The organism is Leclercia sp. AS011 (genome assembly GCF_037152535.1).
Classification (GTDB): Bacteria; Pseudomonadota; Gammaproteobacteria; order Enterobacterales; family Enterobacteriaceae; genus Enterobacter.
In genome coordinates this window covers 1,557,486-1,584,028 of sequence record NZ_JBBCMA010000001.1, presented here as the reverse complement: position 1 = coordinate 1,584,028, position 26,543 = coordinate 1,557,486, and the positions used below count along the sequence as shown (strand labels likewise).

Here is a 26,543-nt window from a genome sequence, read left to right as displayed (position 1 = left end):
GGGCTACCTAATCCTGGCAATTTACCATATCACCCGCAAAGAACGGGCGAAAATGACAACCAGCAGGTAGACTTAGCCAGAAAGGATGTATTTTTAAACCGAGGAACCGATGACATATCAACAAGCTGGACGTGTAGCGATACTGAAGATAATCGCCGGATGGGTAATTTTTATCCCGGCGGTGATCTCGACCATTATTTCCGTCCTGAAATTTATCTATGACCACAGCGAGAAACAGGCCGGGATCAATGCCGTGATGCTGGATTTTGCCCACGTCATGATCGAGATGATGCGTTTCAACACGCCGTTCCTGAATTTCTTCTGGTACAACTCACCGACGCCCGATTTCCGGCAGGGGATGAACATTGCCTTCTGGATCATCTTTGCCCTGATCTTTATCGCCCTGGCGCTACAGGCTTCGGGCGCGAGGATGCGTCGGCAGACGCGCTTGATTCGTGAAGGGATGGAGGCGCAGCTGATTCTGGAGAAGGCGAAAGGGGATGAGGGGTTAACCCGCGAGCAGATCGAATCGCGTATCGTGGTGCCGAATCACACCATCTTCCTGCAAATCTTCACACTTTACGTACTGCCGGTACTGATGATTATCGCCGGATACTTCCTGTTCTCCCTTCTCGGGCTGGTGTAAGGCTTTGCTGCCGGGCAGTGCTGCCCGGCAGTCTTTGCGCTATGCCGCCAGCACTCGCTCCAGCGCTTTCTGCGCAATCACCAGATGCTCACCGCCAAACAGAATAGCGCGGTTCATCAGGGTATAGAGCTGATAGACCGGCTGCCTTTGCAAAAAACCGGCTGGCAACGGCGAGACTGACTGATAGCCATCGTAGATCTGCGGCGGCTGTTCAGGATGCAGCGGCAGCATCGCGAGATCGCACTCCCTGTCGCCCCAGTAGCAGGCCGGATCGAAGATATAAGGGCCATTCGGACCCAGCGCGCAGTTACCTGACCATAGATCGCCGTGAAGCAGCGAAGGCTGCGGCTGGTGCGAGGCCAGGCGCTGCTGGATATGATCGACAATGGCATCGATGTTGCCGAACTCCATCCCTTTTTCCGCCGCCAGCTCGAGCTGCCAGCCGATGCGCTGTTCGGCAAAGAAGGTCGACCAGCGTCGCTGCCAGGCGTTGGGCTGTGGCGTCGTTGAGAGGTCGTTGTCGAAATCGAGGCCGAACTGCGGCTGCTCGCTCCACTGATGCAGGCGGGCAATTTGTTGCCCCAGGATAAAGGCGTTGTGTGCATCGAGAGGACGGGCAGGGAGGTAATCCATCACCAGAAAGCAGTAGTCACGATCGCTGCCAACGGCCCAGACATGGGGTACAGAGACGGTTTTGCTGCGGGAGAGCAGTTCCAGCTGGTCAGCTTCCGCGGTGAAGATAGGTAACAGCTCGCGTTCATCACATTTCACGAAGAGGTCGCGTCCTGCATACCGCAGATGCCATGCGGCGTGGATCTCGCCCCCTGGCAGCTCGTTACGCAGTTCAATTTCACCTTCGCCCAGTTGTTCACTTAAAAGATGACTGATAGCCTGCCACATGATCGCTCTCCCATGTTGTCTGCCAGATCATAAAGTTAGCGTGAAACTATGGTCAAAAAACACGAACTAACGCACATCTGCGCCGTTTGGTTGCCCCAGTGGCACTTATTGTTGCTCTTTTTGCCAGTTTTCCCAGCTCTTCACCTCAACCTGCGGCTCTTTGCCGGTGGCGCTCTCCACCAGCCCCGTGGCCAGCGCTTTGACCTCATCTTCACTCAGCGGACTGACCAGACCGAAGGTATGGGTGCCCAGCTCATGCAGGTTGCCATCCTCGTCGGTCATGGTCAGTAAAAAACCGCCGCGGGTGAGATGGTTGTTGATTTCATTGAGTTCCGTCAGCGAGTCTTCATGAACTTTAACGGTTACCACGTAGCGCGCGATCTCTCCACTGCTCATAATTCACCTCGTTGTTATCACGAAATTTTTTTAGCATAGACGATCCATGCTATTTGTCGCCCTCGCCGGATCACCGGGAGGGCAACGCTTAGGCATTTGTCAGGTATGTGAAAATTTTCTGCGTGTCATCCAGCGAGCACAGCCGGGTGCCGTGATTAATGGTCGCCGCGCTGCCTGCCGCAACGCCGTACTGGACCATCTCCCGTAACGACGCGCCTTGCGCCAGCTTCAGGGTCATGGCCCCCACCATGCTATCGCCCGCGCCGACGGTGCTCTGGCTTTTCATCGGCGGCGGCACAACATGCACCGATCCGCTTTCATCCACGGCCAGCGCTCCCTGTGGGCCGAGGGACACCACCACCCGCCGGGCTTTACCGCTCTTTATCAGCTCTTCAGCGGCGTTGCGCACGTCATCCGGCTGGCTGAGATCGCGATTGACCAGCGCGCTCAGCTCTTTCTGATTGGGTTTTACCAGCTCGATGTTGCCGAGGCTCAGCGCGGCGCTGAGGGCCTCACCTGAGCTGTCTACGATACAGCGAATTCCCTTCTGTTGCGCGGCGCGAATCAGCTGGGTCAGGCGTTCAGTTTTGACTCCGGGCGGCAGACTGCCGCTAATCACCAGTAGCGCGCCGCTCTCGATGGCCAGCACTTTCTCTTCCAGCTGGCGAAACTCATCTTCGCTCAGGGTCGCGCCGGGCATCACAAAGCGATACTGCTCGTGGGTAGATTCAACATGTACGTGCAGGTTTTGTCGGGTCCAGTCATGGGCATCTACCGTCTCCACCGCGACCTGCTCATCCGCCAGAAGCGAGACAAGGTGTTCCCCCGTCGCGCCGCCCGCCGGAAAGATGGCGGTGGCTGTTCCGCCGAGGTGAACAATGGCGCGCGCCACGTTAATCCCACCGCCGCCGGGTTCGAAAACCGGCGCGCTGCAGCGGAGTTTACCTTCAGGATAGAGTTGTGCCGTGAGGGTTGCGCTGTCCAGAGAAGGGGAGAGCGTCAACGTAAAGATACGAACCATGCTGATCTCCTTAAAATGAGGATAGCCTTAAGCCTGGCACTGAACTGGCAGAAGGGAAAGTAAATAACAATATGATTTTCAATATAAATATCGTTGCGCGCCGTGACTTTTATTTATAAATATCCGGCTGGTTTGAGATCGTTCTTATTCCAAAAATGAAACAAGAAATCATTGCTATGTTATTTGAGCCTTTTTATAATTTGTTACCTTTCGCGGGATCCCATGGCATTGATCCGCAAGAAAGTTTCCGGGACCGTAATGGTCTCTTTTTTTGTTGTACGGACTCTTTATAAATGAAGCTTTTAAAGACAGTACCCGCTGCAATGATGGTAGCGGGAGGCCTGTTTGCGTCAATGCATGCAACAGCCGATGATTCCGTTTTTACTGTCATGGACGATCCTTCCACTGCACAGAAACCTTTTGAAGGCAACCTGAACGCAGGTTATCTGGCGCAATCAGGCAATACCAAAAGCTCCTCCCTGACCGCCGACACCACCCTGACCTGGTATGGCAACACGACTGCCTGGTCCCTGTGGGGTAACGCGAGCAATACCTCATCAAACGATGAACGCTCTTCCGAGAAATATGCGGTGGGTGGGCGTAGCCGTTACAACATGACCGATGTCGACTATCTCTTCGGCCAGGCAAGCTGGTTGACCGACCGCTACAACGGTTACCGTGAGCGCGATGTTGCCACAGCAGGTTATGGTCGCCAGTTCCTGAATGGCCCGGTACACAGCTTCCGCTTTGAATTTGGTCCGGGTGTCCGTTACGACGAATATACCGATGGTGACACGGAAACCCAGCCGCTGGGCTATGCGTCCGGTACCTACGCCTGGCAGATGACCGATAACGCCAAATTTAGCCAGGGCGTCTCTGTCTTTGGCGCTGACGACACAACCGTCAACTCCGAGACCGCCTTGAACGTGGCGATTAACGCTCATTTCGGGCTGAAAGTGGCCTACAACGTGACCTGGAACTCTGAGCCGCCAGCGTCTGCACCGGAGCATACCGATCGCAGAACGGTAGTCTCTCTGGGCTACAAAATGTAATTGCCGCGGGCCAATAATATATTGGCCCGTTTTTAATTTTTGTGCTGATAAATAATAAACACTGTTTTAAAATATAGCGGCAGCCGATATCTCCATATTCTCTCCATAATTCCCCGTTTTGTTAACATTCAGTTTATTTGACACGAATTGATAAATATTTTGACTAGGCAAAAGTGTGATCCAGATCTAAACTATCAGCACAGGTTAGATATTGCCTTAAGTCGTTCTGTATTAATTCAGTAAGAGAAAAACATCATGAACAAAATCATTACTGCATCTGCAGCAATAGTGCTTTCTGCACTGTCGTTCGGCGCATTTGCCGCTGATTCTGTATATCCCTCTGCCAGTGACAGCTCTGCACAAATTGGCATTACCAAAGCCTCTGATGTAGAAGCCGGCTCGAACATTGCCCCAGGTTCGCAATCTACCGGGCAATCCATGGATGACGCGTTCGACGTGCATAAACTGGTTGCCGGTGAATGGTCCTGATTGATTCTTCAGGCACGTTAAATAGATATACTGGCCGTTGTTGCCGATAAAAAAAACCGGATTCTGATGTACCGGTTTTTTTATTTGTGTCGTGGGCGTAAAGATATTTAAAACGTCAGTTTATATATGTGGGGTTTTGCAAACAAACGTGACTCGTTGGCATTCTATCATCCTTGTTCTTTGGACGCTGTCATCTACCAAAGAACAAGAATAATTGCGCTTCGTCGGGAGGTTAACGCATCAGGCGTTTACTACAGGAGCGTCAAAACCAGTGAAACTTCTCTGCCAGAATCACAAGTAAGGCGGTGGCAGAAAGAATGTTGAGGATAACGACTGTTCTGCTGGATACGTTCATAATATGCCCCATAGTGTGTTGAAGGACCTGTTCAAGAATAGCTCACCCCCCCGCTATTGCGAGAAGCTGTTTGAAATTCCACGTTAAACTCATGCAAAAGTACTAACGCGTTCAATCTGCCCGTAAGGGTGTTTTCACCCTGGCGTTAGTGTTACCATCATCAGGCTGATCGTAAATTGCCATTTTTCTGATTTCGATCCTGTGCATGATTGCGGGCCAATTTGACGATTGTTGGTCAGATGGCTTGGCAATTCACTGTAAATTAAAGATTATTTTCTTTGCATATGCTCTTATGTGTGGGGCATCACTGCAAATAAGGACATAAAATGCCTGTTATTACTCTTCCTGATGGCAGCCAACGCCATTTCGACCGCGCCGTCAGCCCAATGGATGTTGCGCTGGATATCGGCCCGGGTCTGGCGAAAGCCACTATTGCTGGCCGCGTAAACGGTACGCTGGTTGATGCTTCCGATTTAATTGAAAACGATGCGAAGCTGTCGATCATCACCGCGAAAGACGAAGAAGGTCTGGAGATCATTCGTCACTCGTGCGCTCACCTGCTCGGTCATGCGATCAAGCAGCTGTGGCCTAACACCAAAATGGCTATCGGCCCGGTTATCGACAACGGTTTCTACTATGACGTTGACCTCGACCACACGCTGACCCAGGAAGATATCGAAGCCCTCGAAAAGCGTATGCATGAGCTGGCCGAGAGCAACTACGACGTCATCAAGAAGACCGTGAGCTGGCACGAAGCGCGTGAAACCTTCGTGAAGCGTGGCGAAAACTACAAAGTCACTATTCTTGACGAGAACATTGCTCATGATGACAAGCCTGGCTTGTATCATCATGAAGAATACATCGACATGTGCCGTGGACCGCACGTGCCGAACATGCGCTTCTGTCATCACTTCAAACTGATGAAAACCGCAGGCGCTTACTGGCGTGGCGACAGCAACAATAAGATGCTGCAGCGCATCTACGGTACCGCCTGGGCAGACAAAAAAGCGTTGAACGCCTATCTGCAACGCCTGGAAGAAGCGGCGAAGCGCGACCACCGTAAAATCGGTAAACAGCTCGACCTGTATCACATGCAGGAAGAGGCGCCGGGTATGGTCTTCTGGCACAACGACGGCTGGACTATCTTCCGCGAACTGGAAACTTTCGTGCGTTCCAAGCTGAAAGCGTACCAGTATCAGGAAGTGAAAGGCCCGTTCATGATGGACCGTGTGCTGTGGGAAAAAACCGGCCACTGGGACAACTACAAAGATGCGATGTTCACCACCTCTTCTGAGAACCGTGAATACTGCATCAAGCCAATGAACTGCCCGGGGCACGTTCAGATCTTTAACCAGGGTCTGAAATCCTATCGCGATCTGCCGCTGCGTATGGCGGAGTTCGGTAGCTGCCACCGTAACGAGCCATCAGGTGCGCTGCACGGTCTGATGCGTGTTCGTGGCTTTACACAAGATGATGCGCATATCTTCTGTACTGAAGATCAGGTACGTGATGAAGTTAACGCCTGTATCCGTATGGTCTACGATATGTACAGCACCTTTGGCTTCGAGAAGATCGTCGTCAAACTCTCAACGCGTCCGGAAAAACGTATCGGTAGCGATGAGACCTGGGATCGTGCTGAGGCGGATCTCGCCGTGGCGCTGGAAGAGAACGGTATTCCGTTCGAATACCAGCTGGGCGAGGGCGCATTCTACGGTCCGAAAATTGAATTTACCCTGTATGACTGTCTCGATCGTGCATGGCAGTGCGGTACTGTACAGCTGGACTTCTCCCTGCCGCAGCGTTTAAGCGCCTCTTATGTTGGCGAAGATAACGAGCGTCAGGTGCCGGTAATGATTCACCGTGCTATCCTCGGTTCACTGGAGCGCTTCATCGGCATCCTGACCGAAGAGTTCGCGGGCTTCTTCCCAACCTGGCTTGCGCCAGTGCAGGTAGTCGTGATGAACATTACCGATTCTCAGGCTGATTACGTTAAAGAATTGACGCAGAAACTACAAAATGCGGGCATTCGCGTAAAAGCAGACTTGAGAAATGAGAAGATTGGCTTTAAAATCCGCGAGCACACTTTACGTCGTGTCCCGTATATGTTGGTCTGTGGTGATAAAGAGGTGGAAGCAGGCAAAGTTGCCGTTCGCACCCGCCGTGGTAAAGACCTGGGCAGCCTGGACGTAAATGAAGTGATTGAGAAGCTGCAACAAGAGATTCGCAGCCGCAGTCTTCAACAACTGGAGGAATAAGGTATTAAAGGCGGAAAACGAGTTCAAACGGCACGTCCGAATCGTATCAATGGCGAGATTCGCGCCCAGGAAGTTCGCTTAACAGGTCTGGAAGGCGAGCAGCTGGGGATTGTGAGTCTGAGAGAAGCAATCGAAAAGGCTGAAGAAGCTGGAGTAGATTTAGTTGAAATCAGCCCTAACGCCGAACCGCCAGTTTGTCGTATCATGGACTACGGCAAGTTCCTTTATGAAAAGAGTAAGTCTTCTAAGGAACAGAAGAAGAAACAAAAAGTTATCCAGGTTAAGGAAATCAAATTCCGTCCTGGTACCGACGATGGCGACTATCAGGTAAAACTCCGCAGCCTGATACGCTTTCTGGAAGATGGCGATAAGGCCAAGATCACACTGCGTTTCCGCGGTCGTGAGATGGCCCACCAACAGATCGGTATGGAAGTGCTTAACCGCGTCCGTGACGATCTGAGTGAACTGGCTGTAGTCGAATCCTTCCCTACGAAGATCGAAGGCCGCCAGATGATCATGGTGCTCGCTCCTAAGAAGAAACAGTAGGCCTTCAAGTAGCAATTCCTGTGGAGCCGACAGGCTTCGCAGGTTTTGTTCGCCTGGGTTTCGTTTATTTAACAATGCGAAGTGGAAGTTATTAAGATGCCAAAAATTAAGACCGTACGCGGTGCTGCTAAGCGCTTCAAAAAAACCGGTGGTGGTGGATTTAAGCGTAAGCACGCAAACCTGCGTCATATTCTGACCAAAAAATCTACTAAGCGTAAACGTCACCTGCGTCCAAAAGGCCTTGTGTCTAAAGGCGATCTGGGTCTGGTTATCGCGTGCCTGCCGTACGCATAAGCCGTTAACGTTTAATTTTTTTACTAAGAATATAGATACAGGAGAGCACACATGGCTCGCGTAAAACGTGGTGTAATTGCACGTGCACGTCACAAGAAAATTTTGAAACAAGCTAAAGGCTACTACGGTGCGCGTTCACGCGTATACCGCGTTGCCTTCCAGGCTGTTATCAAAGCAGGTCAGTACGCTTACCGTGACCGTCGTCAGCGTAAGCGTCAGTTCCGTCAACTGTGGATTGCGCGTATCAACGCAGCAGCACGTCAGAACGGTATTTCTTACAGCAAATTCATCAACGGCCTGAAAAAAGCCTCTGTTGAAATCGACCGTAAGATCCTGGCTGACATCGCAGTATTCGACAAAGTAGCGTTCACCGCTCTGGTCGAAAAAGCGAAAGCAGCTCTGGCATAAGCCAGTTGAAAGAGGGAGCTCTGCTCCCTCTTTTCGTTTCAACAGCATCAAAACGTTGACAATTTTCCGCCGACCCTTTTCAATAAGGCGTTAGGTCCCTTACCACACAAGGTAATGCAAGCATGAATGCTGCTATTTTCCGCTTCTTCTTTTACTTTAGCACCTGACATCAGGAGGCTAGCGCGTGAAAGACGAAACGGAAAACAGCGCCAGAAAGCCTCCTGATGGAGGCTTTTTTTGTATCTGACGCTTGTAAATATCGCTACATAACGAGGAAAACCATGTCACATCTCGCAGAGCTGGTTGCCAGTGCAACGGCCGCCATTAACCAGGCCTCAGATGTTGCCGCGTTAGACAACGTCCGCGTCGAATATCTGGGCAAGAAAGGGCACCTGACCCTTCAAATGACTACCCTGCGTGAGTTGCCGCCAGAAGAGCGTCCGGCTGCAGGTGCGGTGATTAACGAAGCCAAAGAGCAGGTTCAGCAGGTGCTGAACGAGCGTAAAAATGCGCTGGAAAGCGCCGCGCTGAACGCCCGTCTGGCTGCCGAAACCATCGATGTCTCCCTGCCGGGTCGTCGTATTGAGAACGGTGGCTTGCACCCGGTCACCCGCACCATCGACCGCATTGAAAGTTTCTTCGGTGAGCTCGGCTTTACCGTGGCGACCGGCCCGGAAATCGAAGACGATTACCATAACTTCGATGCCCTGAATATCCCAGGCCATCACCCGGCACGTGCTGACCACGACACTTTCTGGTTCGATGCCACGCGCCTGCTGCGTACCCAGACCTCAGGCGTGCAAATCCGTACCATGAAGGAGCAGGAACCGCCGATCCGCATCATCGCCCCGGGTCGCGTCTATCGTAACGACTACGATCAGACCCACACCCCAATGTTCCACCAGATGGAAGGGTTGATTGTTGATAAAAACATCAGCTTCACCAACCTGAAGGGCACGCTGCACGATTTCCTGAACAACTTCTTTGAGGAAGATCTGCAGGTTCGTTTCCGTCCGTCCTACTTCCCGTTCACCGAACCGTCCGCAGAAGTTGACGTGATGGGTAAAAACGGCAAATGGCTGGAAGTGCTGGGCTGCGGCATGGTGCACCCGAACGTCCTGCGTAACGTTGGCATTGACCCGGAAGTTTACTCCGGCTTTGCGTTCGGTATGGGAATGGAGCGTCTGACCATGCTGCGCTACGGCGTGACCGACTTGCGCGCTTTCTTCGAAAACGATCTGCGTTTCCTCAAACAGTTTAAATAAGGGCAGGACAGAACAATGAAATTCAGTGAACTGTGGTTACGCGAATGGGTGAACACCGAGCTCGACAGCGAGGCGCTCTCTAACCAGATCACCATGGCGGGCCTGGAAGTGGACGGCGTTGAGCCGGTTGCTGGCGCCTTTAACGGCGTGGTCGTGGGTGAAGTGGTGGAGTGCGGTCAGCACCCGAACGCAGACAAACTGCGTGTTACCAAAGTTAACGTGGGCGGCGAACGCCTGCTCGATATCGTCTGCGGCGCGGCAAACTGCCGTCAGGGCCTGAAAGTGGCCGTGGCGACCGTCGGTGCGGTGCTGCCGGGCGATTTCAAAATTAAAGCGGCGAAACTGCGCGGCGAGCCGTCTGAAGGCATGCTGTGCTCGTTCTCCGAGTTGGGTATTTCCGACGATCACTCCGGCATCATTGAGCTGCCAGCGGATGCGCCAATTGGCACCGACCTGCGTGAATACCTGAAGCTCGATGACAACACCATCGAGATCAGCGTTACCCCAAACCGTGCCGACTGCTTAGGCATCATCGGCGTGGCCCGCGACGTGGCGGTACTGAACCAGACCGAACTGAACGCGCCTGAGATCGCGCCAGTGGCGTCCACCATCGCCGACACCCTGCCAATTCAGGTTGAAGCCGCTGACGCCTGTCCGCGCTACCTGGGCCGCGTGGTGAAGGGGATCAACGTTAAGGCACCCACCCCGCTGTGGATGAAAGAGAAGCTGCGTCGCTGCGGCATTCGCTCCCTCGATGCGGTGGTTGACGTGACCAACTACGTCCTGCTGGAGCTGGGACAGCCGATGCACGCGTTCGATAAAGATCGTATCGAAGGCGGGATCGTCGTGCGCATGGCGAAAGAGGGCGAAATGCTGGTTCTTCTGGACGGCAGCGAAGCCAAACTGAATGCCGACACCCTGGTGATTGCCGATCACGGCAAAGCGCTGGCGATGGGCGGTATCTTCGGCGGCGACCACTCCGGCGTGAACGATGAAACCCAGAACGTGCTGCTGGAGTGCGCTTTCTTCAGCCCACTGTCCATTACCGGTCGCGCCCGTCGTCATGGCCTGCATACCGATGCGTCTCACCGCTATGAGCGCGGCGTGGATCCGGCCCTGCAGTACAAAGCGATGGAACGTGCGACTCGCCTGCTGATCGACATCTGCGGCGGCGAAGCCGGTCCGGTTATCGATGTCACCAGCGAAGCGCATCTGCCGAAGCCTGCCACCATCACCCTGCGTCGCAGCAAGCTGGATCGCCTGATTGGTTATCACATTGCCGATGCGCAGGTGAGCGACATTCTGCGTCGTCTGGGCTGTGAAGTGACCGAAGGTCAGGACCAATGGACCGCCGTAGCGCCGAGCTGGCGTTTCGATATGGAGATCGAAGAAGATCTGGTGGAAGAAGTGGCCCGCGTTTACGGCTACAACAACATTCCTGATGAGCCGGTGCAGGCTGGGCTGGTGATGGGCACCCATCGTGAAGCCGACCTCTCGCTGAAGCGTGTGAAAACCATGCTCAATGACAAAGGTTATCAGGAAGTGATCACCTACAGTTTCGTTGACCCGAAAGTGCAGCAGCTGATCCACCCGGGCCAGGAAGCCTTAATTCTGCCAAGCCCAATCTCCAGCGAAATGTCCGCCATGCGTCTGTCGCTGCTGACCGGTCTGCTGAGCACCATCGTCTATAACCAGAACCGTCAGCAGAGCCGCGTGCGCATCTTTGAAACCGGTCTGCGCTTTGTGCCGGACACCCAGGCTAGCCTCGGCATCCGTCAGGATCTGATGCTGGCGGGGGCCATCTGCGGTAACCGCTATGAAGAACACTGGGATCTGAGCAAAAACAGCGTTGATTTCTACGACCTGAAGGGTGACCTGGAGTCGGTGCTGGATCTGACCGGTAAATTGTCTGAAATTGAGTTCCGTGCTGAAGCCATTCCAGCCCTGCATCCGGGCCAGAGTGCCGCGATTTATCTGAAAGGTGAACGCGTTGGTTTCATTGGTGTTGTGCACCCGGAGCTGGAGCGCAAGCTGGATCTCAACGGTCGCACGCTGGCGTTTGAACTGGAGTGGAACAAGGTCGCAGACCGCGTCATTCCTCAGGCTCAAGACATTTCCCGCTTCCCTGCGAACCGTCGTGATATCGCCGTTGTGGTGGCCGAAAATGTGCCCGCAGCAGATATTTTGGCCGAATGTAAGAAAGTTGGCGTAAATCAGGTAGTTGGCGTAAACTTATTTGACGTGTACCGCGGCAAGGGCGTAGCAGAGGGCTTCAAGAGCCTTGCTATCAGCCTGATCCTTCAGGATACCAGCCGTACACTCGAAGAAGAGGAGATTGCCGCTACCGTCGCCAAATGTGTAGAGGCATTAAAAGAGCGATTCCAGGCATCATTGAGGGATTGAACCTATGGCGCTTACAAAAGCTGAAATGTCCGAATATCTGTTTGATAAGCTTGGGCTTAGCAAACGGGATGCCAAAGAGCTGGTTGAGCTGTTTTTCGAAGAGATCCGTCGCGCTCTGGAAAATGGTGAGCAGGTAAAACTCTCCGGCTTTGGTAACTTTGATTTGCGCGACAAGAATCAACGTCCGGGCCGTAACCCGAAAACGGGTGAGGATATTCCCATTACAGCTCGCCGCGTGGTGACCTTCAGACCCGGCCAGAAGTTAAAAAGCCGTGTCGAAAACGCCTCACCCAAAGCAGAGTGATATGATCTAACCAAAAAGGCCGCTGATGCGGCCTTTTTTCTTTGCGCTACTGTAAACCCACCGTAAAATCAGTTACATCATTCATCCGCAAAATGACTCCGATGCCCGAATTTGCCCGTCAGCAGTACCGTTCCGATCTGCGTAAATTGCTCTTTCTGATACTGGCGCTGGTTATCGCGCTGGGGTTGAGCCTGTGCGCTGGCGATCGGTGGATTGGGCCTGAGGCGTGGTTTACGCCCCGTGGGGATTTGTTTATCTGGCAGATCCGCCTGCCGCGCACCCTGGCAGTGGTGCTGGTGGGCGCGGCGCTGGCGCTCAGCGGGACCATCATGCAGGCGCTGTTCGACAACCCGCTGGCGGAGCCTGGATTACTGGGCGTGTCAAACGGGGCCGGGGTAGGACTGATTACCGCCGTGATGCTCGGCGGCGGGGCGCTATCGGGCTGGAGTTTAAGCCTCTGCGCCATCGCCGGGGCGCTGATCATCACTCTCATTTTGCTGCGTTTCGCCCGCCGTCACCTCTCCGTGAGCCGCCTGCTGCTGGCCGGGGTGGCGCTGGGGATCATCTGTAGCGCCCTGATGACCTGGGCGGTCTACTTCTCTACCGCCTTCGATCTGCGCCAGCTGATGTACTGGATGATGGGCGGCTTCGGCGGCGTGGACTGGGGTCAGGGCTGGCTGATGCTGCTGCTTGCACCCGCTATCGTCTGGTCCTGTTTTCAGGCATCACCGCTGAACATTCTGGTGCTGGGGGAGATTTCGGCCCGCCAGCTCGGTTTACCGCTCACTTTCTGGCGCAACACGCTGGTGGTTGCCATCGGCTGGATGGTGGGCGTGAGCGTGGCATTGGCTGGCGCTATTGGATTTATCGGCCTTGTCATTCCCCATATGCTGCGTTTGTGTGGTATTACCGATCACCGGCTGTTATTGCCCGCAGCGGCGGTAACAGGCGGCGCAGCGCTGCTTTTCGCGGATATTATCGCGCGCCTGGCGCTCAACGCTGCGGAGCTGCCCATTGGGGTGGTGACCGCAACGCTGGGCGCGCCCGTGTTTATCTGGCTACTCTTAAAAGCCGGACGTTAAGTACAGCCCATCTGAACCATAACCTGAGAGAATGCTATGCCGAACGATATTCTGAACACCGAAGTGACGACCATTGATGGCAAAACCACCACCCTTGAAGACTATAAAGGCAAGGTGCTGCTGGTGGTGAACGTGGCATCGAAATGCGGCCTGACGCCGCAGTATGAGCAGCTCGAAAACATCCATAAAGCCTGGGAAAAGGACGGTTTTACCGTGCTCGGTTTCCCGTGCAACCAGTTCCTCGGGCAGGAGCCAGGTAGCGAAGAAGAGATCAAAACCTTCTGCAGCACCACCTATGGCATCACCTTCCCGATGTTCAGCAAAATCGACGTCAATGGTGAAGCGCGTCATCCCCTGTATCAGAAACTGATTGCCGCCGCCCCGGTGGCGGTTGCCCCTGAAAGCAGCGGTTTTTATGAGCGCCTGGCGAGCAAAGGCCGTGCGCCGCTGTACCCTGATGACATCTTGTGGAATTTCGAAAAATTCCTGATTGGCCGTGATGGTGAAGTGGTCCAGCGTTTTGCGCCGGATATGACCCCTGAAGATCCGATCCTGATGGAAGCGATCAAGCTGGCGCTGGCGAAGTAATGTCGGTTCTGATGCAGCTCAATGGCGTGGCCGAAGCCGGGCGTCTGCAGCCGCTTACCGCCCAGGTGAATGCGGGAGAGATCCTGCACCTGGTTGGCCCGAACGGGGCAGGTAAAAGCACACTGCTGGCACGCATGGCCGGGCTGAGTACCGGACAGGGCGACATCCTGTTGCAGGGCGAATCGCTCTCCCGCTGGTCTCCTGCTTCGTTGGCTTGCCGCAGGGCGTATCTGGCCCAGCAGCAGACCGCGCCCTTCGCCATGCCGGTCTGGCACTATCTGACGCTGCATCAGCATGACAATCAGCAAAAAGCGCTGCTCAGTGAGGTGGCGGGAGCGTTGGGTATCGAAGATAAGCTCTCGCGCCACGTCAGCCAGCTCTCCGGTGGGGAGTGGCAGCGCGTGCGGCTGGCCGCGGTTATCCTGCAAATTCACCCGGGTGCCAGTCCGCACGGCCAGCTCCTGTTGCTGGACGAACCGATGACCAGCCTCGACGTTGCCCAACAGGTTGCGCTCGACCGGCTGTTAAGCGCACTGTCCCGGCAGGGAATTGCGGTGGTGATGAGCAGTCACGATCTAAACCATACGCTGCGCCACGCCCATCGCGTCTGGCTGCTGAAGCAGGGTCAGCTGATTGCCAGCGGCACGCGCGACAGCGTGCTGACGCCGCCAAATCTGGCAAAAGCCTACGACATGCCGTTCCGCCGTCTGGATATCGAAGGTCACAGAATGATCATTTCGACTTCTCAGGAATAGCCGCTTGTTGCGTCGCGACATATTCACAGGCTAAATTACGGAAAGCACAAAAAATCAGAGGATTCGTCAGGAATGCGATTCTGTTTTCTTCTTGTGGCCGCGCTATTTCTTGCAGGATGCAGCAGCCATCGCGCACCGCCACCTAACGCGCGGCTGTCTGATTCTATCGCCGTGATTGCAGGGCTCAACGATCAGCTGCATCACTGGAGCGGCACCCCGTATCGCTACGGCGGCATGTCCCGTGGCGGGATTGATTGTTCGGGATTTGTGCTGTTGACCTTCCGCGACCAGTTTGCGTTGCAGCTACCGCGCGAAACGCGTCAGCAGGCGACGATTGGCACCGAAATCGATAAAGATGAGCTGCTCCCGGGCGATCTGGTGTTCTTTAAAACCGGCTCCGGCGAAAGCGGGCTGCACGTCGGGATATACGATACCGATAATCAGTTTATTCATGCCTCCACCAGCCGCGGCGTGATGCGCTCCTCCCTCAATAACGTCTACTGGCGCAAGAATTTCTGGCAGGCCCGACGTATATAATCCTGTCGCGCCGCCCGGCGCGACATTCTCTTTCATCCGAAATGGTATTAGTTAGCCGGCTTTAATTGATAAGAATTGCTTAGCCGCTGAATTAATTTGATGCAATTCTGGTAGTTAGTGATAACTGGCTATTAAGCGGTATCCAGGATAAGATTATTTCAGGACTAAGGAAATTCCGAATATTTAATGGAACGAATGAAATTAATCTTATTAAAATCCATAAAGTTGAATTGCTTCAGCATATGTTTCAGGATGTCTTGTATCGTTTTTAAACCGGGTCGGACGCCATGATTGTGATGCTGGATATTGCTTATCAGTCTGAATTGTTATTACTGCCTGCACGGCATGATTCAGGTGCGCTGACAGGCCTTGAAATAGTCGTGAACTTTGTTGGGGTGGACAACCAGGTCCGCATTCCGACCGAGCTGGTGCGTCCGTATCTCTCCCCTGAGCAAGAGCTGATGCTGTTTCAGGAACAGCTGGCGATGCTCGACAGCTGCAAACTCTTTTTTATTCAGCAACAGCTCACGGCCTGGATAAATATTTCACCGACAATTGTCGAATACCTGCTCATGGATCAAAATGGTGTTTCAATATGTGAACAGCATCCATGGCTGGAGTTTACTATTAATGAGAATTATCCCGATCTGAATAAAGGCAATATGAATACGGCGCTGATGGACTTTGCCCTGCGTTTTCCGCTGGTGCTTGGCAATTTCGGTGCCGGAGATGCCTCCACCAAAGCCATTTTTGATGGCATGTTTAAACGCGTGGCGCTGGATAAAAACTTTATTCAACAGCATTTAACAGATAATACATTTGAACTGTTATTAGGGGCGATCATGACTCAGGTTTCGCCTTACTGTCAGTCGTTGATGGTCGCCGGCGTGGACGACGACGTTGCCCTGCAGCGGCTGTCGGCTTTTGGCTTCAGCGCCATGCAGGGCAGTCTGTGGCCTGCCGTTCCCCTGGAGCGCATCACCTCTCTGGTGCAGGGATAACCCTTGTCTTACCCGGTGTTTAACCTCTGATAAACCCACTACACTAAAAGCAGGAGGACCTATGACCCTGTCTTTTACCGCGCACTGGCATGATGAACTACCCGGCTTTTATACGGCTCTGAAACCCACCCCACTCGATAATGCCCGTCTGATCTGGCATAACACGGCGCTGGCCGACGAACTGGCAATCCCGGCCTCGTTGTTTAGTCCCGAAAAGGGCGCTGGCGTTTTTGGCGGCGAAACCCTGCTGCCGGGCATGCAGCCGCTGGCTCAGGTTTACAGCGGCCACCAGTTCGGCGTCTGGGCCGGACAGTTGGGGGACGGGCGGGGGATCCTGCTCGGCGAACAGCAGCTGGCCAACGGACAAACGATGGACTGGCACCTGAAAGGGGCCGGGCTCACCCCTTATTCACGTATGGGCGACGGGCGCGCCGTGCTGCGTTCGACCATCCGCGAGAGCCTGGCCTCGGAAGCGATGCACGCCCTCGGGATCCCCACCACCCGGGCGCTGTCGATTGTCACCAGCGACACCCCTGTGGCGCGTGAAACCATGGAGCAGGGGGCGATGCTAATCCGCGTGGCCCAGAGCCATGCCCGCTTCGGTCATTTCGAACACTTCTACTATCGCCGCGAGCCGGAGAAAGTCCGTCAGCTGGCGGATTTTGTGATTAACCATCACTGGCCGCAGTTGAAGGACGATGCCGATAAGTACCTTCTCTGGTTCCGGGACGTGGTGGCGCGTACCGCCGCGCTGATCGCCAGCTGGCAGACGGTGGGCTTTGCTCACGGGGTGATGAACACCGATAACATGTCGATCCTTGGCCTGACCATCGACTATGGCCCGTACGGCTTCCTCGACGACTACCAGCCGGGCTATATCTGCAACCACTCGGATTATCAGGGGCGCTACAGCTTTGATAACCAGCCGGCGGTAGGGCTGTGGAACCTCCAGCGGCTGGCGCAATCCCTGTCGCCGTTTATCGAGGTTGATGCGCTCAACGATGCGCTGGATGGCTATCAGGAGGTCCTGCTGCAACAGTACGGCAAGCTGATGCGCCGCAAGCTGGGGATGATGACCCAGGAGTGGGGCGACAACGAGATCCTCAATAATCTGTTTGCGCTGATGGCGCGGGAAGGCAGCGACTACACCCGTACTTTCCGTATGCTGGGCCAAACCGAGCAGCACAGCGCCGCCTCACCGTTGCGCGACGAGTTTATCGACCGCCAGGCCTTTGATGACTGGTTTGCGACGTATCGCGCGCGTCTCCAGCAGGAGAATATCGCGGATGATGCGCGTCAGGCGCAGATGAATGCCGTCAATCCGGCGATGGTGTTGCGCAACTGGCTGGCGCAGCGGGCGATCGAGCAGGCGGAAAAAGGCGATTACGCCGAGCTGCACCGGCTGCACGACGCTCTGCGCACCCCGTTTGCCGACCGCAGCGATGACTACATCAGCCGCCCACCCGACTGGGGTAAGCGGCTGGAAGTGAGCTGTTCGAGTTAGGGGGTAAGACCTCCCCAGAAATGGTGGCACGGTTGGCCCGCTCACCTTAAGGGAGAGGGCTGGGTGAGGAGGAACATGCGACTCAGGTGGTTGTTCCGTTCACCTTATGTTCTGCACTTCTCTGTCAGCCGCGTCACCCGTGAACGTGTTAAGGGGCTTGCCGCCGCCCCTTAACAATCCCGGCTCCCGGCAAAGAAAATCGCCGCTTTGCGGTGCCTTCGGCTTATTCCCTCCGGCTATCGGGTCGGGCGTGATCCTACATCCCTGTAGGTCACGCCCTCTCGGCGCATCCATGCGCCTCGCCCCGGCCTGCGGTCAACGCCTCAGCGATTTTTAGCCGGACCAGGGAGCCGCTGTAAGTCTTTTATAATCCTGTAATTATTTCATTGCGTTAAGAACAGAAAAATTACTGGTGATACCTATCCGTTAAGGGGTTAGAAACACCTGAGGAATGGCGTTCAACGGATGCTGCCCCACATGCACCTGCGCGCCATACCAGCGCGCAAGGTCATCTGCCTTCAGCACCGACGCTGGCGTCCCCTGAGAGACAATCCTGCCCTCATGAAGAAGTACGATCCGGTCGGCCCATAAGGCGGCCAGATTGAGATCGTGCAGCACTACGCAGACATGCAACTGCCCCTCGGCGGTCAGCGTTTTCAACAGCCGCAGCAGATGCTGCTGATGGTAAAGATCCAGCGCCGAGGTGGGCTCGTCGAGGAACAGCCAGCCGCGCGGCGTGCCGTCGCACCACAGCTGCGCCAGCGCCCGGGCCAGCTGTACCCGCTGCTGCTCTCCGCCCGACAGGGCCGCATACTGACGACCGGCCAGCGGCTGACAGCCGGTCATTTCCATTACCTGGCTTATCACCTGCGGTTCTGGCTGTGACGTCCAGGGTGACCGTCCCATCCCGATCACCGCCTCCACCGGCCAGTCAAAGCCCAGCTGCGTTTGCTGGCGCATCACCGCCCGCTGGCGCGACAGCGTCTGAGTACTCCACTCATCAAGACCTTTTCCGTCCAGCAGACAGCGCCCGGTATCAGGCCTGATAAAACCGGTTAACAGGCGCAGCAGCGTCGATTTCCCCGCACCGTTAGGGCCAATCAGCGCCACCAGTTCACCCGGTGCGAGCGACAATGAGACGTCGCTCACCACCGCCCGGCCTGCGACGCGATAAGTCACGCCTTCGGCCTTCAAGGGTTCAGCCATGCTGACCTCCACGACGGAAAATAAGCCACAGGAACCAGGGCGCGCCGAGAATGCTGGTCAGCAGCCCCACCGGCATCTCCGCCGGGGCGACCAGCGTGCGCGCGGCGGTATCGGCCATCAGCAGCAGAAAGGCCCCCGCCAGCACCGAGCCGGGGATCACCGCCCGGTGATCCGACCCCAGCCACATGCGCATCAGGTGCGGCACCACCAGACCAATAAAGCCGATCACCCCGCTGACCGACACCGCGGCGGCCACCAGCAGGGCGCTGCACAGGAGTAAAATCCGCTGGACGAGGCGCACGTCGACGCCCAGATAGTGCGCCTCCTCTTCGCCCAGCTGGAGCAGGTTGAGGGCCGACGCCAGCCGCCAGATCGTCACCACGGTGGGGATCATCAGCGAGGCCACTGCCAGCAGGGTGGACCACTGGGCCTGGCCGAGGCTGCCCATCCCCCACAGGGAGAGCTGACGCAGTTGGGCGTCGTTACTCACCCAGGAGAGCACGCCCACCGCCGCCCCGCACAGGGCGTTGATAGCGATCCCCACCAGTAGCAGCCGCGAGAGGGAACTCTCCCGCTGCTGGCTGAGCAGAAAGATCACCACTGTGGCCGCCAGCGCGCCGAGAAAGGCCGCCAGCATCGGAGCGTAGAGCATCAGCAGGGCGGGCAGGGTAACGGGCAACACCACCCACAGGGCGACGGCGCAGGCGGCACCGCTGCTGATCCCCAGCAGGCCGGGGTCGGCAAGCGGGTTACGAAACAGCCCCTGCATCACGCAGCCCGCCAGCGCCAGCGAGCCGCCAATCACCAGCGCCAGCAGCACCCGCGGCAGGCGAATGGTGAGCCAGATCTGGCGCAGCGCCTCGTCACTGCCGCTCCACAGCAGGGACACCGGCAGGCGCAACGCGCCAAAACCGGTAGCCAGCAGCGTCATCAGCGCCAGCGCTATGGCCAGCCCCCACAGGGAGTAGCCGATCCGGCGAGGCATCAGGGCAGCTGCCCGGCTTTGCTGCGCAGCTGCCCGATGGCCTGCGGGGTGCGCACGCTGAACCCGAGCAGCGCCATATCGTCAATCTGCAATACCTGTTTATTCCGTCCGGCAGGGGTTTGCGCCAGACCCGGCAGCTTCCACAGATTCGCTTCTCCACCCATCGCGTTGATGCCGTCCCGGGAAATCACCACCAGATCGGGCTGGCTGGCAATGACCCCTTCCTGAGAGAGCGGCTGGTAGCGGGAGAACCCCTGCATCGCGTTTTGCAGACCGGCCGCGCGGATCGCCGCATCGGCCCCGGTATCCTGCCCGGCAGCCATGGCGGTCATCCCGCCGTGGCTGAGGATAAACAGCACCCGCTTGTTGAGCGGCGTGGCGGGCAGGGCGGCCAGCTCTTGCTGCAGGCGCTTACGCAGGGCTTCCCCTTCGGCAACGCGGTGCGTCGCCTCGGCCACCACGCGCACCTTTTCGTCGATCGCACTGAGCGCGTTGCTGCCCGGCACCGTCACCACGCTGACGTGACTCTGCCCGACCTGTTTCAGCGCCAGCGAAGGCTGCGCCTGGGCGCTGGCTAATACCAGCGTCGGACGCATCGCCAGGATCCCCTCGGCATTGAGCTGGCGCAGGTAGCCTACGTCCGGCAGAGCAGTGGCCTGCTCCGGCCACTGGCTGGTGCTGTCGCGCGCCACCAGCGAACCTTCCGCTCCCAGGGCGTAGACGATCTCCGTCACGTCGCCGCCGAGGGCGACGATCTTCTCCTGTGCCGCGCCAGTAGCGGCCAGCGGTAGGGCGACAAGCAGGGCGAGCAGTTTTCTCATGCGGCCAGCCCTTTTACCGTCAGGGCGTCGATCTGTGACCGCCACTGGCGCTGCTCGGGCTCGCCTTCCGCGCGCTGACCGTACAGCTGGGCGATCTGCGTCCCGTCGGCGGCAAAGAGTTCGAGGCTGGTGACATGCCCGTCGGCGGTCGGTTTGCGCGTCACCCAGCTCTCGGCGATGGACTCTTCCAGCAGATGCAGAGTAAAGGCCGGGTTGAAGATGTTCAGCCAGCCCTTCATCGGCATCACTTTCTCTACCGCGCCGGTGAAGATCTGCACGCAGCCGCGGTTGCCAACGAAAATCATAATCTCGTTGCCGTCCTGGCGGGCACTATTGAGCAGCTGCGCCAGGGCGCTGTTCTCCACCTTGCAGGCCAGATCGTCGCCCACCAGGCGGAACGCCTGTTGCCGGGTGAGACTGTGGCGCTTCAGCAGGCCGAAGAACTGGTGGACGTCGGTCATGGCGCGCCACTCGCTCTCCACCGCTGCCGCGTCGGCGTTTGCCACGTTGATGGCCGGATCGGCGGCTTTTAACGCCAGCGGCGGGTTATCGGCGAAGATAAAGCGGGACAGCAGGTCGCCCCAGGCCGACACGTCGGTGTGGTCAGTGGTATAGACCTTCAGCAGGGCATCGCCCTGCTGGTCGAAAAACTGGATGCTCTGGCGTTCGCCGCGGGCGGTGGTCTCGGTGATATGAAACGCGCTGGCCCACTGGTGGAGGAACAGGCGCAGATCCAGCGCGCGCGGGTTGAGCACCAGCCCGGCATGGCCGTTCAGGTGCTGGTTAGTGAAGGTGCCCACCTGCTCATGAACCGCATACTGGTTGCGGCAGATACATTTGGTTTCGCCCACTGCTTCCAGCGCGCCGAGGATCGCGCGGATGTCGCCGTGCAGACGCCACGCATCATGGCCCACCCGCGCCCAGGTCAGTTCGGCTTCGCTGATGTTCATCAGCGCAGCGATGTCACGCGCATATTTCCCCGGGTTTTGTTCTTTGAGTTCAAGCCAGCGTGTGTAGTGATTCATTGTCTCTTCCTTCCGGATAAACGCCCCGGCAGTACCGGGGCAGGGTAATTACCACTGATAACTCACGAAAATCTTGCCGTTGCGACCATCCTGCGGGATGCCCTGCGGCGACCAGTATTCTTTGTCGAAGGCGTTGCCGAGCACCAGGGTGGTGGTCACGCCTTTCAGCGCCTGCTGGCCCTGATAGCTGACGTAGAAATCGTTCACCGCATAGCCCGGCTGGTGGCTGTAGCTGCTACTCACGTGGGTGGAGCGATCGGCGAAGGTGCCGATCCAGCCGACGCTGAAGCCGCTCTGCGCCAGGGGGACATCCAGCTTGCTGGAGACGGTGTCCGGGCTGATGCTGGAGATGTACTCGCCGGTGTCGCTGTCTTTACCCCGGGTGCGGTTATAGGCCAGGTCCAGGTTAAACAGGCTGGCGGAGTATTTCGCCATCACGTCCCAGCCCCAGATTTTGGCGTTCGGGACGTTGTACGACATGGTGGTAGCCGCGGCAAAATCGACGGTGGTGGAGATGTAATCTTTGGCATGCGTATCAAAGTAGCTGGCTTTGAACTCCAGCGCATCGCCAGCCAGCATCAAATCGTCAAAACGCAGACCAAACCCGTACTCCTGAGTTTCGTTGGTTTCCGGGCGCAGGTTCGGGTTCGGCACCCAGTAGTTGGTGTAGAACCGGCCAATGGAGAAGTGTTTAGCGTCGTTATACATTTCGCCCATCGTCGGGGCGCGGAAGGCCTGAGCATAGGAGCCAAACAGCATCAGCCACTCGGTTGGTGACACGGTGATCCCGGCGCGGGAAGACCATTTATCGGCATCCACATCCTCGTAGCCATCGCTGCTGCCGCGGTAGTTATCGTAGCGGGTGCCGCCCAGCAGGGTCACAGGCAGATCGCGCAGGGTGATCTCATCCTGCAGCCAGCCGGAGCTGAAGTCGATGCTGGCATCCGGGAAGCCGGTGGTGGCACCGGACGGCTCCTGCTCCTGACGGTAATACTCTCCGCCGTAGGTCAGCAGGTGCGAGGCGAAGGAGTCGGCGAACAGGCGGGTGCGGTTCTCCACTTTGCCGCCTTTGGTGGTCTGCTGGCGGAACTCGCCAGTGCCGTCGATATTCTGGGCGTTAATGCGCGCCTCAGACCAGTAAATGCGGGCATCGGCGTTGAGCCAGTCGTTGCCCGCCGGGGCGAGGTGATACCCCAGCTGGACGTCCCGCTGAATGGTGGAGCGGTCGGTCATCGGGTTGCTGCTGTCGTCCGCCTCGATGGTCTGCGGGTTTTTCGGCTCCTGCGCCGCGTTGTTGTAGTAGCGCAGGGAGCCGCTCAACGACTGAGCCTCATCCATCTGCCAGCTGCCTTTCGCCAGCATATTGTTGATCGCCTCGTCATTCGGCGCGGTGCCGCCGCCGCCCTGACGGATATCCCCGCGATCCCGGCTCGACCAGGCCACCAGACCGTCGAGGGTGTCGGTACGGCCAAAGGCGCTGGCACCCATGCCGAGGCTGTGATCGCCGGTAGCGGCGGTACCAAACACGCGGTAGCCGCTGGTTTGTCCGGCCTGAAGCAGATCTTTTGCATCGGCGGTGTCATAGGCGATCACCCCGCCCATCGCACCGCTGCCGTACAGCAGAGCAGAGGGCCCGCGTACGATCTCGATGCGCTTGATCAGGGCCGGGTCGAGGAAGGTGCTGTTCAGGTGGCCGGTGTCGGTGCCCTGACGCACGCCGTCGACCAGCACCAGCACGCCACGACGATCGTACCCGCGCAGATTAACGTCCTGGCCGTTGGTGCGCCCGGTGCCGTCGAGGGTCAGACCGGGCACGTGGCGCAGCAGATCGGCGGCAGAGCTGGCGGTTTGATTTTCCGGGGCGGTGGCGTCAATGACGCTGACCATCATCGGCGCTTCAAAGGCGCTGCGGGCATTGCCGGTGGCGGTAACGGTCATATCGTCGGTAGCGGCAACAGCCGCCCCCGGCAGGGCACTGATAATCGCCAGCGTCAGCAGTGACGGGCGTAACGACGCGGTATTCAGGTATGGCATGAGCCACTCTCCATTTAAAAGTGAAAAGCGCTGGCTGCCTGGGGGTACCTGGGTGGCTGGCGAGGATGCTTATTTTGTGAGGATTAATTTTCCGGCATGTGTCTGACGCAGCAGGTAGTGCTGGCCGTCATGCTCGATAATGACGCGGCCCGCTTCGCCCAACAGCTGTTTGCTGTCGATGCGACGATCGTTCGCGCCCGGGGCTGGCTGTGTTTTGTCTTCAGGACGAGGGAGCGTTGCTGCAGTGTTATCCATACGTGACATAATGTTTTTCAAAATAGCAATCAATGTAACAATGATAATCATTATCAACAAATCGATTTTGACGGCAAGCGTTTTATGAAAAAACAGTGAGGTGGGAATTGTGCGGCCAGGGAAAAAGCCGGGTGGCGCTGCGCTTACCCGGCCTACGGTATCGCTTTTGTAGGCCGGGTAAGGCGAAGCCGCCACCCGGCAGGGTTTTTAAAAACGGCTGTCGACTGCCGAGGCAAGTTTATCCAGCAGGACCTCGGTATCTTCCCAGCTCAGGCAAGGGTCGGTGATCGACTGACCGTAAGTGATGGGCTGACCAACCACCACCTTTTGCGTACCTTCGCGCAGGAAGCTTTCGGCCATGATCCCGGCGATGGCGGTAGAGCCGTTGCGGATCTGCTGGCAAATCTCATCGCAAACGTCCAGCTGACGGCGGTGCTGTTTCTGGCAGTTGCCGTGGCTGAAATCCACCACCAGCTGCTCGGGCAGGTCGAACTCACGCAGGGTATCGCAGGCTTCCGCCAGATCCTGCGCGTGATAATTCGGCTGTTTGCCGCCGCGCATGATGATGTGGCCGTACGGGTTGCCGCTGGTCTGATAGATGGTCATCTGCCCGTTCTTATCCGGGGAGAGGAACATGTGGCTGGCGCGGGCGGCGCGGATGGCATCGACCGCGATGCGGGTATTGCCGTCGGTGCCGTTTTTAAAGCCCACCGGGCAGGAGAGCGCTGAAGCCATTTCACGGTGGATCTGGCTTTCGGTGGTTCGGGCCCCGATGGCTCCCCAGCTGATCAGATCGGCGATAAACTGCCCGGTCACCATATCGAGAAACTCGGTGGCGGTGGGTACGCCCAGCTCGTTAACCTGCAACAGCAGCTTACGCGCCAGCTGAATGCCGTGATTCACGCGGTAGCTGCCGTTCAGATCGGGATCGGAGATCAGCCCTTTCCAGCCCACTACGGTGCGCGGCTTTTCGAAATAGGTGCGCATCACGATTTCCAGGCGGGCATGGTGTTTATCCCGCAGCCCCTTCAGGCGCTGAGCATAGTCCATCGCGGCATCGAGGTCGTGAATAGAGCAGGGGCCAACAATCACCAGCAGGCGGCGATCGTCGCCGTTAAGGATTTTTTCAATACGTTTACGTGACGTTGTAACGTTCTCTGCCACTGCCGCAGATACAGGGTACCGCTGGGCCAGTTCAGCTGGCGTCACCAGACTATCGATACGCGCTGTGCGCAGTTCATCGGTTTTATTCATGGTATTTCTCAGAATGTAGTGCTTCAACGGTAACTTACCGGGAAGTGATGGGCATCACCTTAAACCAATCCCCGCTGAATTCAAGTGCAGGGCACAAGCGGTGCCCTGATGTGGGGTGGGAGTATAAAGCATTACGAACCATTGTACTAGCCTGTTAGTACATGCGGCGATTGAGACCCATAATGTCGAGGATTTTGGTGGCGATCTCTTCTACCGAATAGTTGGTGCTGTTCAGCCACGGAATGTTGTTTTTCCGGTACAGGGCTTCGACTTCGGCCACCTCCAGCCGGCACTGGCGCATCGAGGCGTAGCGGCTATTCTCCCGGCGCTCTTCGCGGATCGCCGCCAGCCGTTCCGGGTTTATGGTCAAACCAAAGAGCTTATGCTGCAGGGGTTTGAGCGCCGCTGGCAGGACGAGGTTATCCATATCATCGGCAATGAAGGGGTAGTTGGCGGCGCGGATCCCGAACTGCAACGCCAGATAGAGGCTGGTGGGCGTTTTCCCGCAGCGCGAGACGCCGAGCAGAATGACCTGGGCCTGATCGAGGTTACGCATCGAGATGCCGTCATCATGAGCGAGGGTGTAATCGATGGCGGCGATACGGGCGTCATATTTGATGATATTCGCCGGGTTCAGGCCGTGGGTACGGTGCGCCACCGGCGTCGGGTCCAGCTTCAGCTCCTGCTGCAGCGGGGCCACCAGCGCCTGCACGATGTCCTGGCAGAAGCCTTCGCTTTGCAGAATGATGTTGCGAATTTCCGGGATCACAATCGAGTAGAACACCAGCGGACGCTCCCCGGTCTGCTGGAAAATGGCGTCAATTTGATCTTTCACCGCTCGGGCGCGGCTCTCGTTTTCCACGAACGGCAGCGTGATGCTGTTGATGGAAACCGGGAATTGCGACATCACCGCATGGCCCAACACTTCGGCGGTGATCGCCGTACCATCAGAAATATAAAAAACGTGGCGATCGACAGCATTATCCATTTTGCACACTCTGTATATCAGATGTAATTGACTGAAAGCATAAATTAAAAAAGTAAAATACAACAGTCAATGCGGGGCGGAAATTAGAAATGAAACGCTATTTTTATTTTTAATGAAAGGGGTGTTTCATTTTTCAAAATCACCCTAAAGTCTGAGATTTTTTGTGGGAATCCA

29 protein-coding genes and 1 other annotated feature are annotated in these 26,543 nt (G+C 56.6%); of the genes, 17 read left to right on the top strand and 12 right to left on the bottom strand.

The window, feature by feature from the left end:
- Positions 1-109: 109 nt before the first annotated feature.
- Entirely contained in the window at positions 110-646 is a 537-nt protein-coding gene (locus tag WFO70_RS07430; RefSeq protein ID WP_337015447.1) for a YniB family protein, read from the top strand.
- 39 nt (positions 647-685) lie between these two features.
- Here WFO70_RS07430 and WFO70_RS07425 read toward each other — a convergent pair whose 3' ends face one another.
- The 3 genes from WFO70_RS07425 to pfkB all read right to left on the bottom strand — a co-directional run bounded on the left by WFO70_RS07425 (position 686) and on the right by pfkB (position 2,963).
- Positions 686-1,546 carry a fructosamine kinase family protein gene (locus WFO70_RS07425; RefSeq protein WP_337015446.1) on the bottom strand — a complete coding sequence of 287 codons (861 nt, stop codon included), beginning with the start codon at positions 1,544-1,546 and terminating at the stop codon, positions 686-688.
- A 105-nt stretch (positions 1,547-1,651) separates the two neighbouring features.
- Positions 1,652-1,942: a type V toxin-antitoxin system endoribonuclease antitoxin GhoS gene (gene ghoS, locus WFO70_RS07420; RefSeq protein ID WP_337015445.1), complete on the bottom strand. Its 291-nt coding sequence runs from the start codon at positions 1,940-1,942 to the stop codon at positions 1,652-1,654.
- 88 nt (positions 1,943-2,030) lie between these two features.
- Entirely contained in the window at positions 2,031-2,963 is a 933-nt protein-coding gene (gene pfkB / locus WFO70_RS07415) for a 6-phosphofructokinase II (RefSeq protein ID WP_337015444.1), read from the bottom strand.
- A 293-nt stretch (positions 2,964-3,256) separates the two neighbouring features.
- Between pfkB and WFO70_RS07410 the strand changes: the two genes are divergently transcribed.
- Both WFO70_RS07410 and WFO70_RS07405 read left to right on the top strand, forming a co-directional pair.
- Positions 3,257-4,015: a DUF481 domain-containing protein gene (locus WFO70_RS07410; RefSeq protein WP_337015443.1), complete on the top strand. Its 759-nt coding sequence runs from the start codon at positions 3,257-3,259 to the stop codon at positions 4,013-4,015.
- A gap of 255 nt (positions 4,016-4,270) precedes the next feature.
- Entirely contained in the window at positions 4,271-4,504 is a 234-nt protein-coding gene (locus tag WFO70_RS07405) for a hypothetical protein (protein ID WP_337015442.1), read from the top strand.
- A gap of 262 nt (positions 4,505-4,766) precedes the next feature.
- Here the strand turns inward: WFO70_RS07405 and yncL are convergent, their stop codons facing one another.
- Entirely contained in the window at positions 4,767-4,859 is a 93-nt protein-coding gene (gene yncL / locus WFO70_RS07400; protein ID WP_337015441.1) for a stress response membrane protein YncL, read from the bottom strand.
- A gap of 326 nt (positions 4,860-5,185) precedes the next feature.
- Here yncL and thrS point away from each other — a divergent pair, with 326 nt between their 5' ends.
- From thrS to selO, 14 genes are all read left to right on the top strand, one after another.
- Positions 5,186-7,114: a threonine--tRNA ligase gene (thrS, locus tag WFO70_RS07395; RefSeq protein ID WP_142489179.1), complete on the top strand. Its 1,929-nt coding sequence runs from the start codon at positions 5,186-5,188 to the stop codon at positions 7,112-7,114.
- Between the two features lie 3 nt (positions 7,115-7,117).
- Positions 7,118-7,660: a translation initiation factor IF-3 gene (infC, locus tag WFO70_RS07390; RefSeq protein WP_023616141.1), complete on the top strand. Its 543-nt coding sequence runs from the start codon at positions 7,118-7,120 to the stop codon at positions 7,658-7,660.
- A 96-nt stretch (positions 7,661-7,756) separates the two neighbouring features.
- Complete coding sequence (rpmI, locus tag WFO70_RS07385; RefSeq protein WP_003030583.1) at positions 7,757-7,954, top strand: 50S ribosomal protein L35; 198 nt, start codon at positions 7,757-7,759, stop codon at positions 7,952-7,954.
- 51 nt (positions 7,955-8,005) lie between these two features.
- Positions 8,006-8,362, top strand: coding sequence for a 50S ribosomal protein L20 (gene rplT / locus WFO70_RS07380; protein ID WP_000124850.1), 357 nt, complete (start codon positions 8,006-8,008; stop codon positions 8,360-8,362).
- A 117-nt stretch (positions 8,363-8,479) separates the two neighbouring features.
- Positions 8,480-8,603 (top strand) — a sequence feature (Phe leader region).
- A complete protein-coding gene (pheM, locus tag WFO70_RS07375) occupies positions 8,485-8,529 on the top strand; it encodes a pheST operon leader peptide PheM (protein ID WP_001386830.1) in 45 nt (14 codons plus the stop codon). It overlaps the preceding feature by 45 nt.
- A gap of 40 nt (positions 8,604-8,643) precedes the next feature.
- On the top strand, positions 8,644-9,627 hold the full coding sequence (pheS, locus tag WFO70_RS07370; protein ID WP_106993635.1) for a phenylalanine--tRNA ligase subunit alpha: 984 nt from the start codon (positions 8,644-8,646) through the stop codon (positions 9,625-9,627).
- A gap of 15 nt (positions 9,628-9,642) precedes the next feature.
- Complete coding sequence (gene pheT / locus WFO70_RS07365) at positions 9,643-12,030, top strand: phenylalanine--tRNA ligase subunit beta (RefSeq protein WP_337015440.1); 2,388 nt, start codon at positions 9,643-9,645, stop codon at positions 12,028-12,030.
- 4 nt (positions 12,031-12,034) lie between these two features.
- Positions 12,035-12,334 carry an integration host factor subunit alpha gene (gene ihfA, locus WFO70_RS07360; protein ID WP_006820203.1) on the top strand — a complete coding sequence of 100 codons (300 nt, stop codon included), beginning with the start codon at positions 12,035-12,037 and terminating at the stop codon, positions 12,332-12,334.
- 101 nt (positions 12,335-12,435) lie between these two features.
- Complete coding sequence (gene btuC, locus WFO70_RS07355; protein WP_337015439.1) at positions 12,436-13,416, top strand: vitamin B12 ABC transporter permease BtuC; 981 nt, start codon at positions 12,436-12,438, stop codon at positions 13,414-13,416.
- Between the two features lie 36 nt (positions 13,417-13,452).
- Entirely contained in the window at positions 13,453-14,004 is a 552-nt protein-coding gene (locus WFO70_RS07350) for a glutathione peroxidase (protein ID WP_337015438.1), read from the top strand.
- Positions 14,004-14,759, top strand: coding sequence for a vitamin B12 ABC transporter ATP-binding protein BtuD (gene btuD / locus WFO70_RS07345; protein ID WP_337015437.1), 756 nt, complete (start codon positions 14,004-14,006; stop codon positions 14,757-14,759). The genes WFO70_RS07350 and btuD overlap by 1 nt, the downstream gene beginning before the upstream one ends.
- 72 nt (positions 14,760-14,831) lie before the next feature.
- A complete protein-coding gene (locus tag WFO70_RS07340; protein WP_337015436.1) occupies positions 14,832-15,296 on the top strand; it encodes an NlpC/P60 family protein in 465 nt (154 codons plus the stop codon).
- A 287-nt stretch (positions 15,297-15,583) separates the two neighbouring features.
- Positions 15,584-16,297, top strand: coding sequence for an EAL domain-containing protein (locus tag WFO70_RS07335; RefSeq protein WP_337015435.1), 714 nt, complete (start codon positions 15,584-15,586; stop codon positions 16,295-16,297).
- 61 nt (positions 16,298-16,358) lie between these two features.
- A complete protein-coding gene (gene selO, locus WFO70_RS07330) occupies positions 16,359-17,801 on the top strand; it encodes a protein adenylyltransferase SelO (RefSeq protein ID WP_337015434.1) in 1,443 nt (480 codons plus the stop codon).
- 426 nt (positions 17,802-18,227) lie between these two features.
- Here the strand turns inward: selO and WFO70_RS07325 are convergent, their stop codons facing one another.
- The 8 genes from WFO70_RS07325 to ppsR form a co-directional block, all read right to left on the bottom strand.
- Positions 18,228-19,007 carry a heme ABC transporter ATP-binding protein gene (locus WFO70_RS07325; RefSeq protein WP_337015433.1) on the bottom strand — a complete coding sequence of 260 codons (780 nt, stop codon included), beginning with the start codon at positions 19,005-19,007 and terminating at the stop codon, positions 18,228-18,230.
- On the bottom strand, positions 19,000-19,992 hold the full coding sequence (locus WFO70_RS07320) for a FecCD family ABC transporter permease (RefSeq protein WP_337015432.1): 993 nt from the start codon (positions 19,990-19,992) through the stop codon (positions 19,000-19,002). The genes WFO70_RS07325 and WFO70_RS07320 overlap by 8 nt, the downstream gene beginning before the upstream one ends.
- A complete protein-coding gene (locus WFO70_RS07315; RefSeq protein ID WP_337015431.1) occupies positions 19,992-20,813 on the bottom strand; it encodes a heme/hemin ABC transporter substrate-binding protein in 822 nt (273 codons plus the stop codon). The genes WFO70_RS07320 and WFO70_RS07315 overlap by 1 nt, the downstream gene beginning before the upstream one ends.
- A complete protein-coding gene (gene chuS / locus WFO70_RS07310) occupies positions 20,810-21,838 on the bottom strand; it encodes a hematinate-forming heme oxygenase ChuS (protein ID WP_337015430.1) in 1,029 nt (342 codons plus the stop codon). The genes WFO70_RS07315 and chuS overlap by 4 nt, the downstream gene beginning before the upstream one ends.
- Positions 21,839-21,886: 48 nt before the next feature.
- Positions 21,887-23,872 carry a TonB-dependent hemoglobin/transferrin/lactoferrin family receptor gene (locus WFO70_RS07305; RefSeq protein ID WP_337015429.1) on the bottom strand — a complete coding sequence of 662 codons (1,986 nt, stop codon included), beginning with the start codon at positions 23,870-23,872 and terminating at the stop codon, positions 21,887-21,889.
- Between the two features lie 69 nt (positions 23,873-23,941).
- The gene (gene hemP, locus WFO70_RS07300) at positions 23,942-24,178 is read right to left on the bottom strand and encodes a hemin uptake protein HemP (RefSeq protein ID WP_337016637.1); all 237 of its coding nucleotides are present in this window, start codon (positions 24,176-24,178) and stop codon (positions 23,942-23,944) included.
- 156 nt (positions 24,179-24,334) lie between these two features.
- Positions 24,335-25,381, bottom strand: coding sequence for a 3-deoxy-7-phosphoheptulonate synthase AroH (aroH, locus tag WFO70_RS07295; RefSeq protein WP_337015428.1), 1,047 nt, complete (start codon positions 25,379-25,381; stop codon positions 24,335-24,337).
- A gap of 154 nt (positions 25,382-25,535) precedes the next feature.
- Complete coding sequence (gene ppsR / locus WFO70_RS07290; protein WP_142489193.1) at positions 25,536-26,369, bottom strand: posphoenolpyruvate synthetase regulatory kinase/phosphorylase PpsR; 834 nt, start codon at positions 26,367-26,369, stop codon at positions 25,536-25,538.
- Positions 26,370-26,543 lie beyond the last annotated feature (174 nt).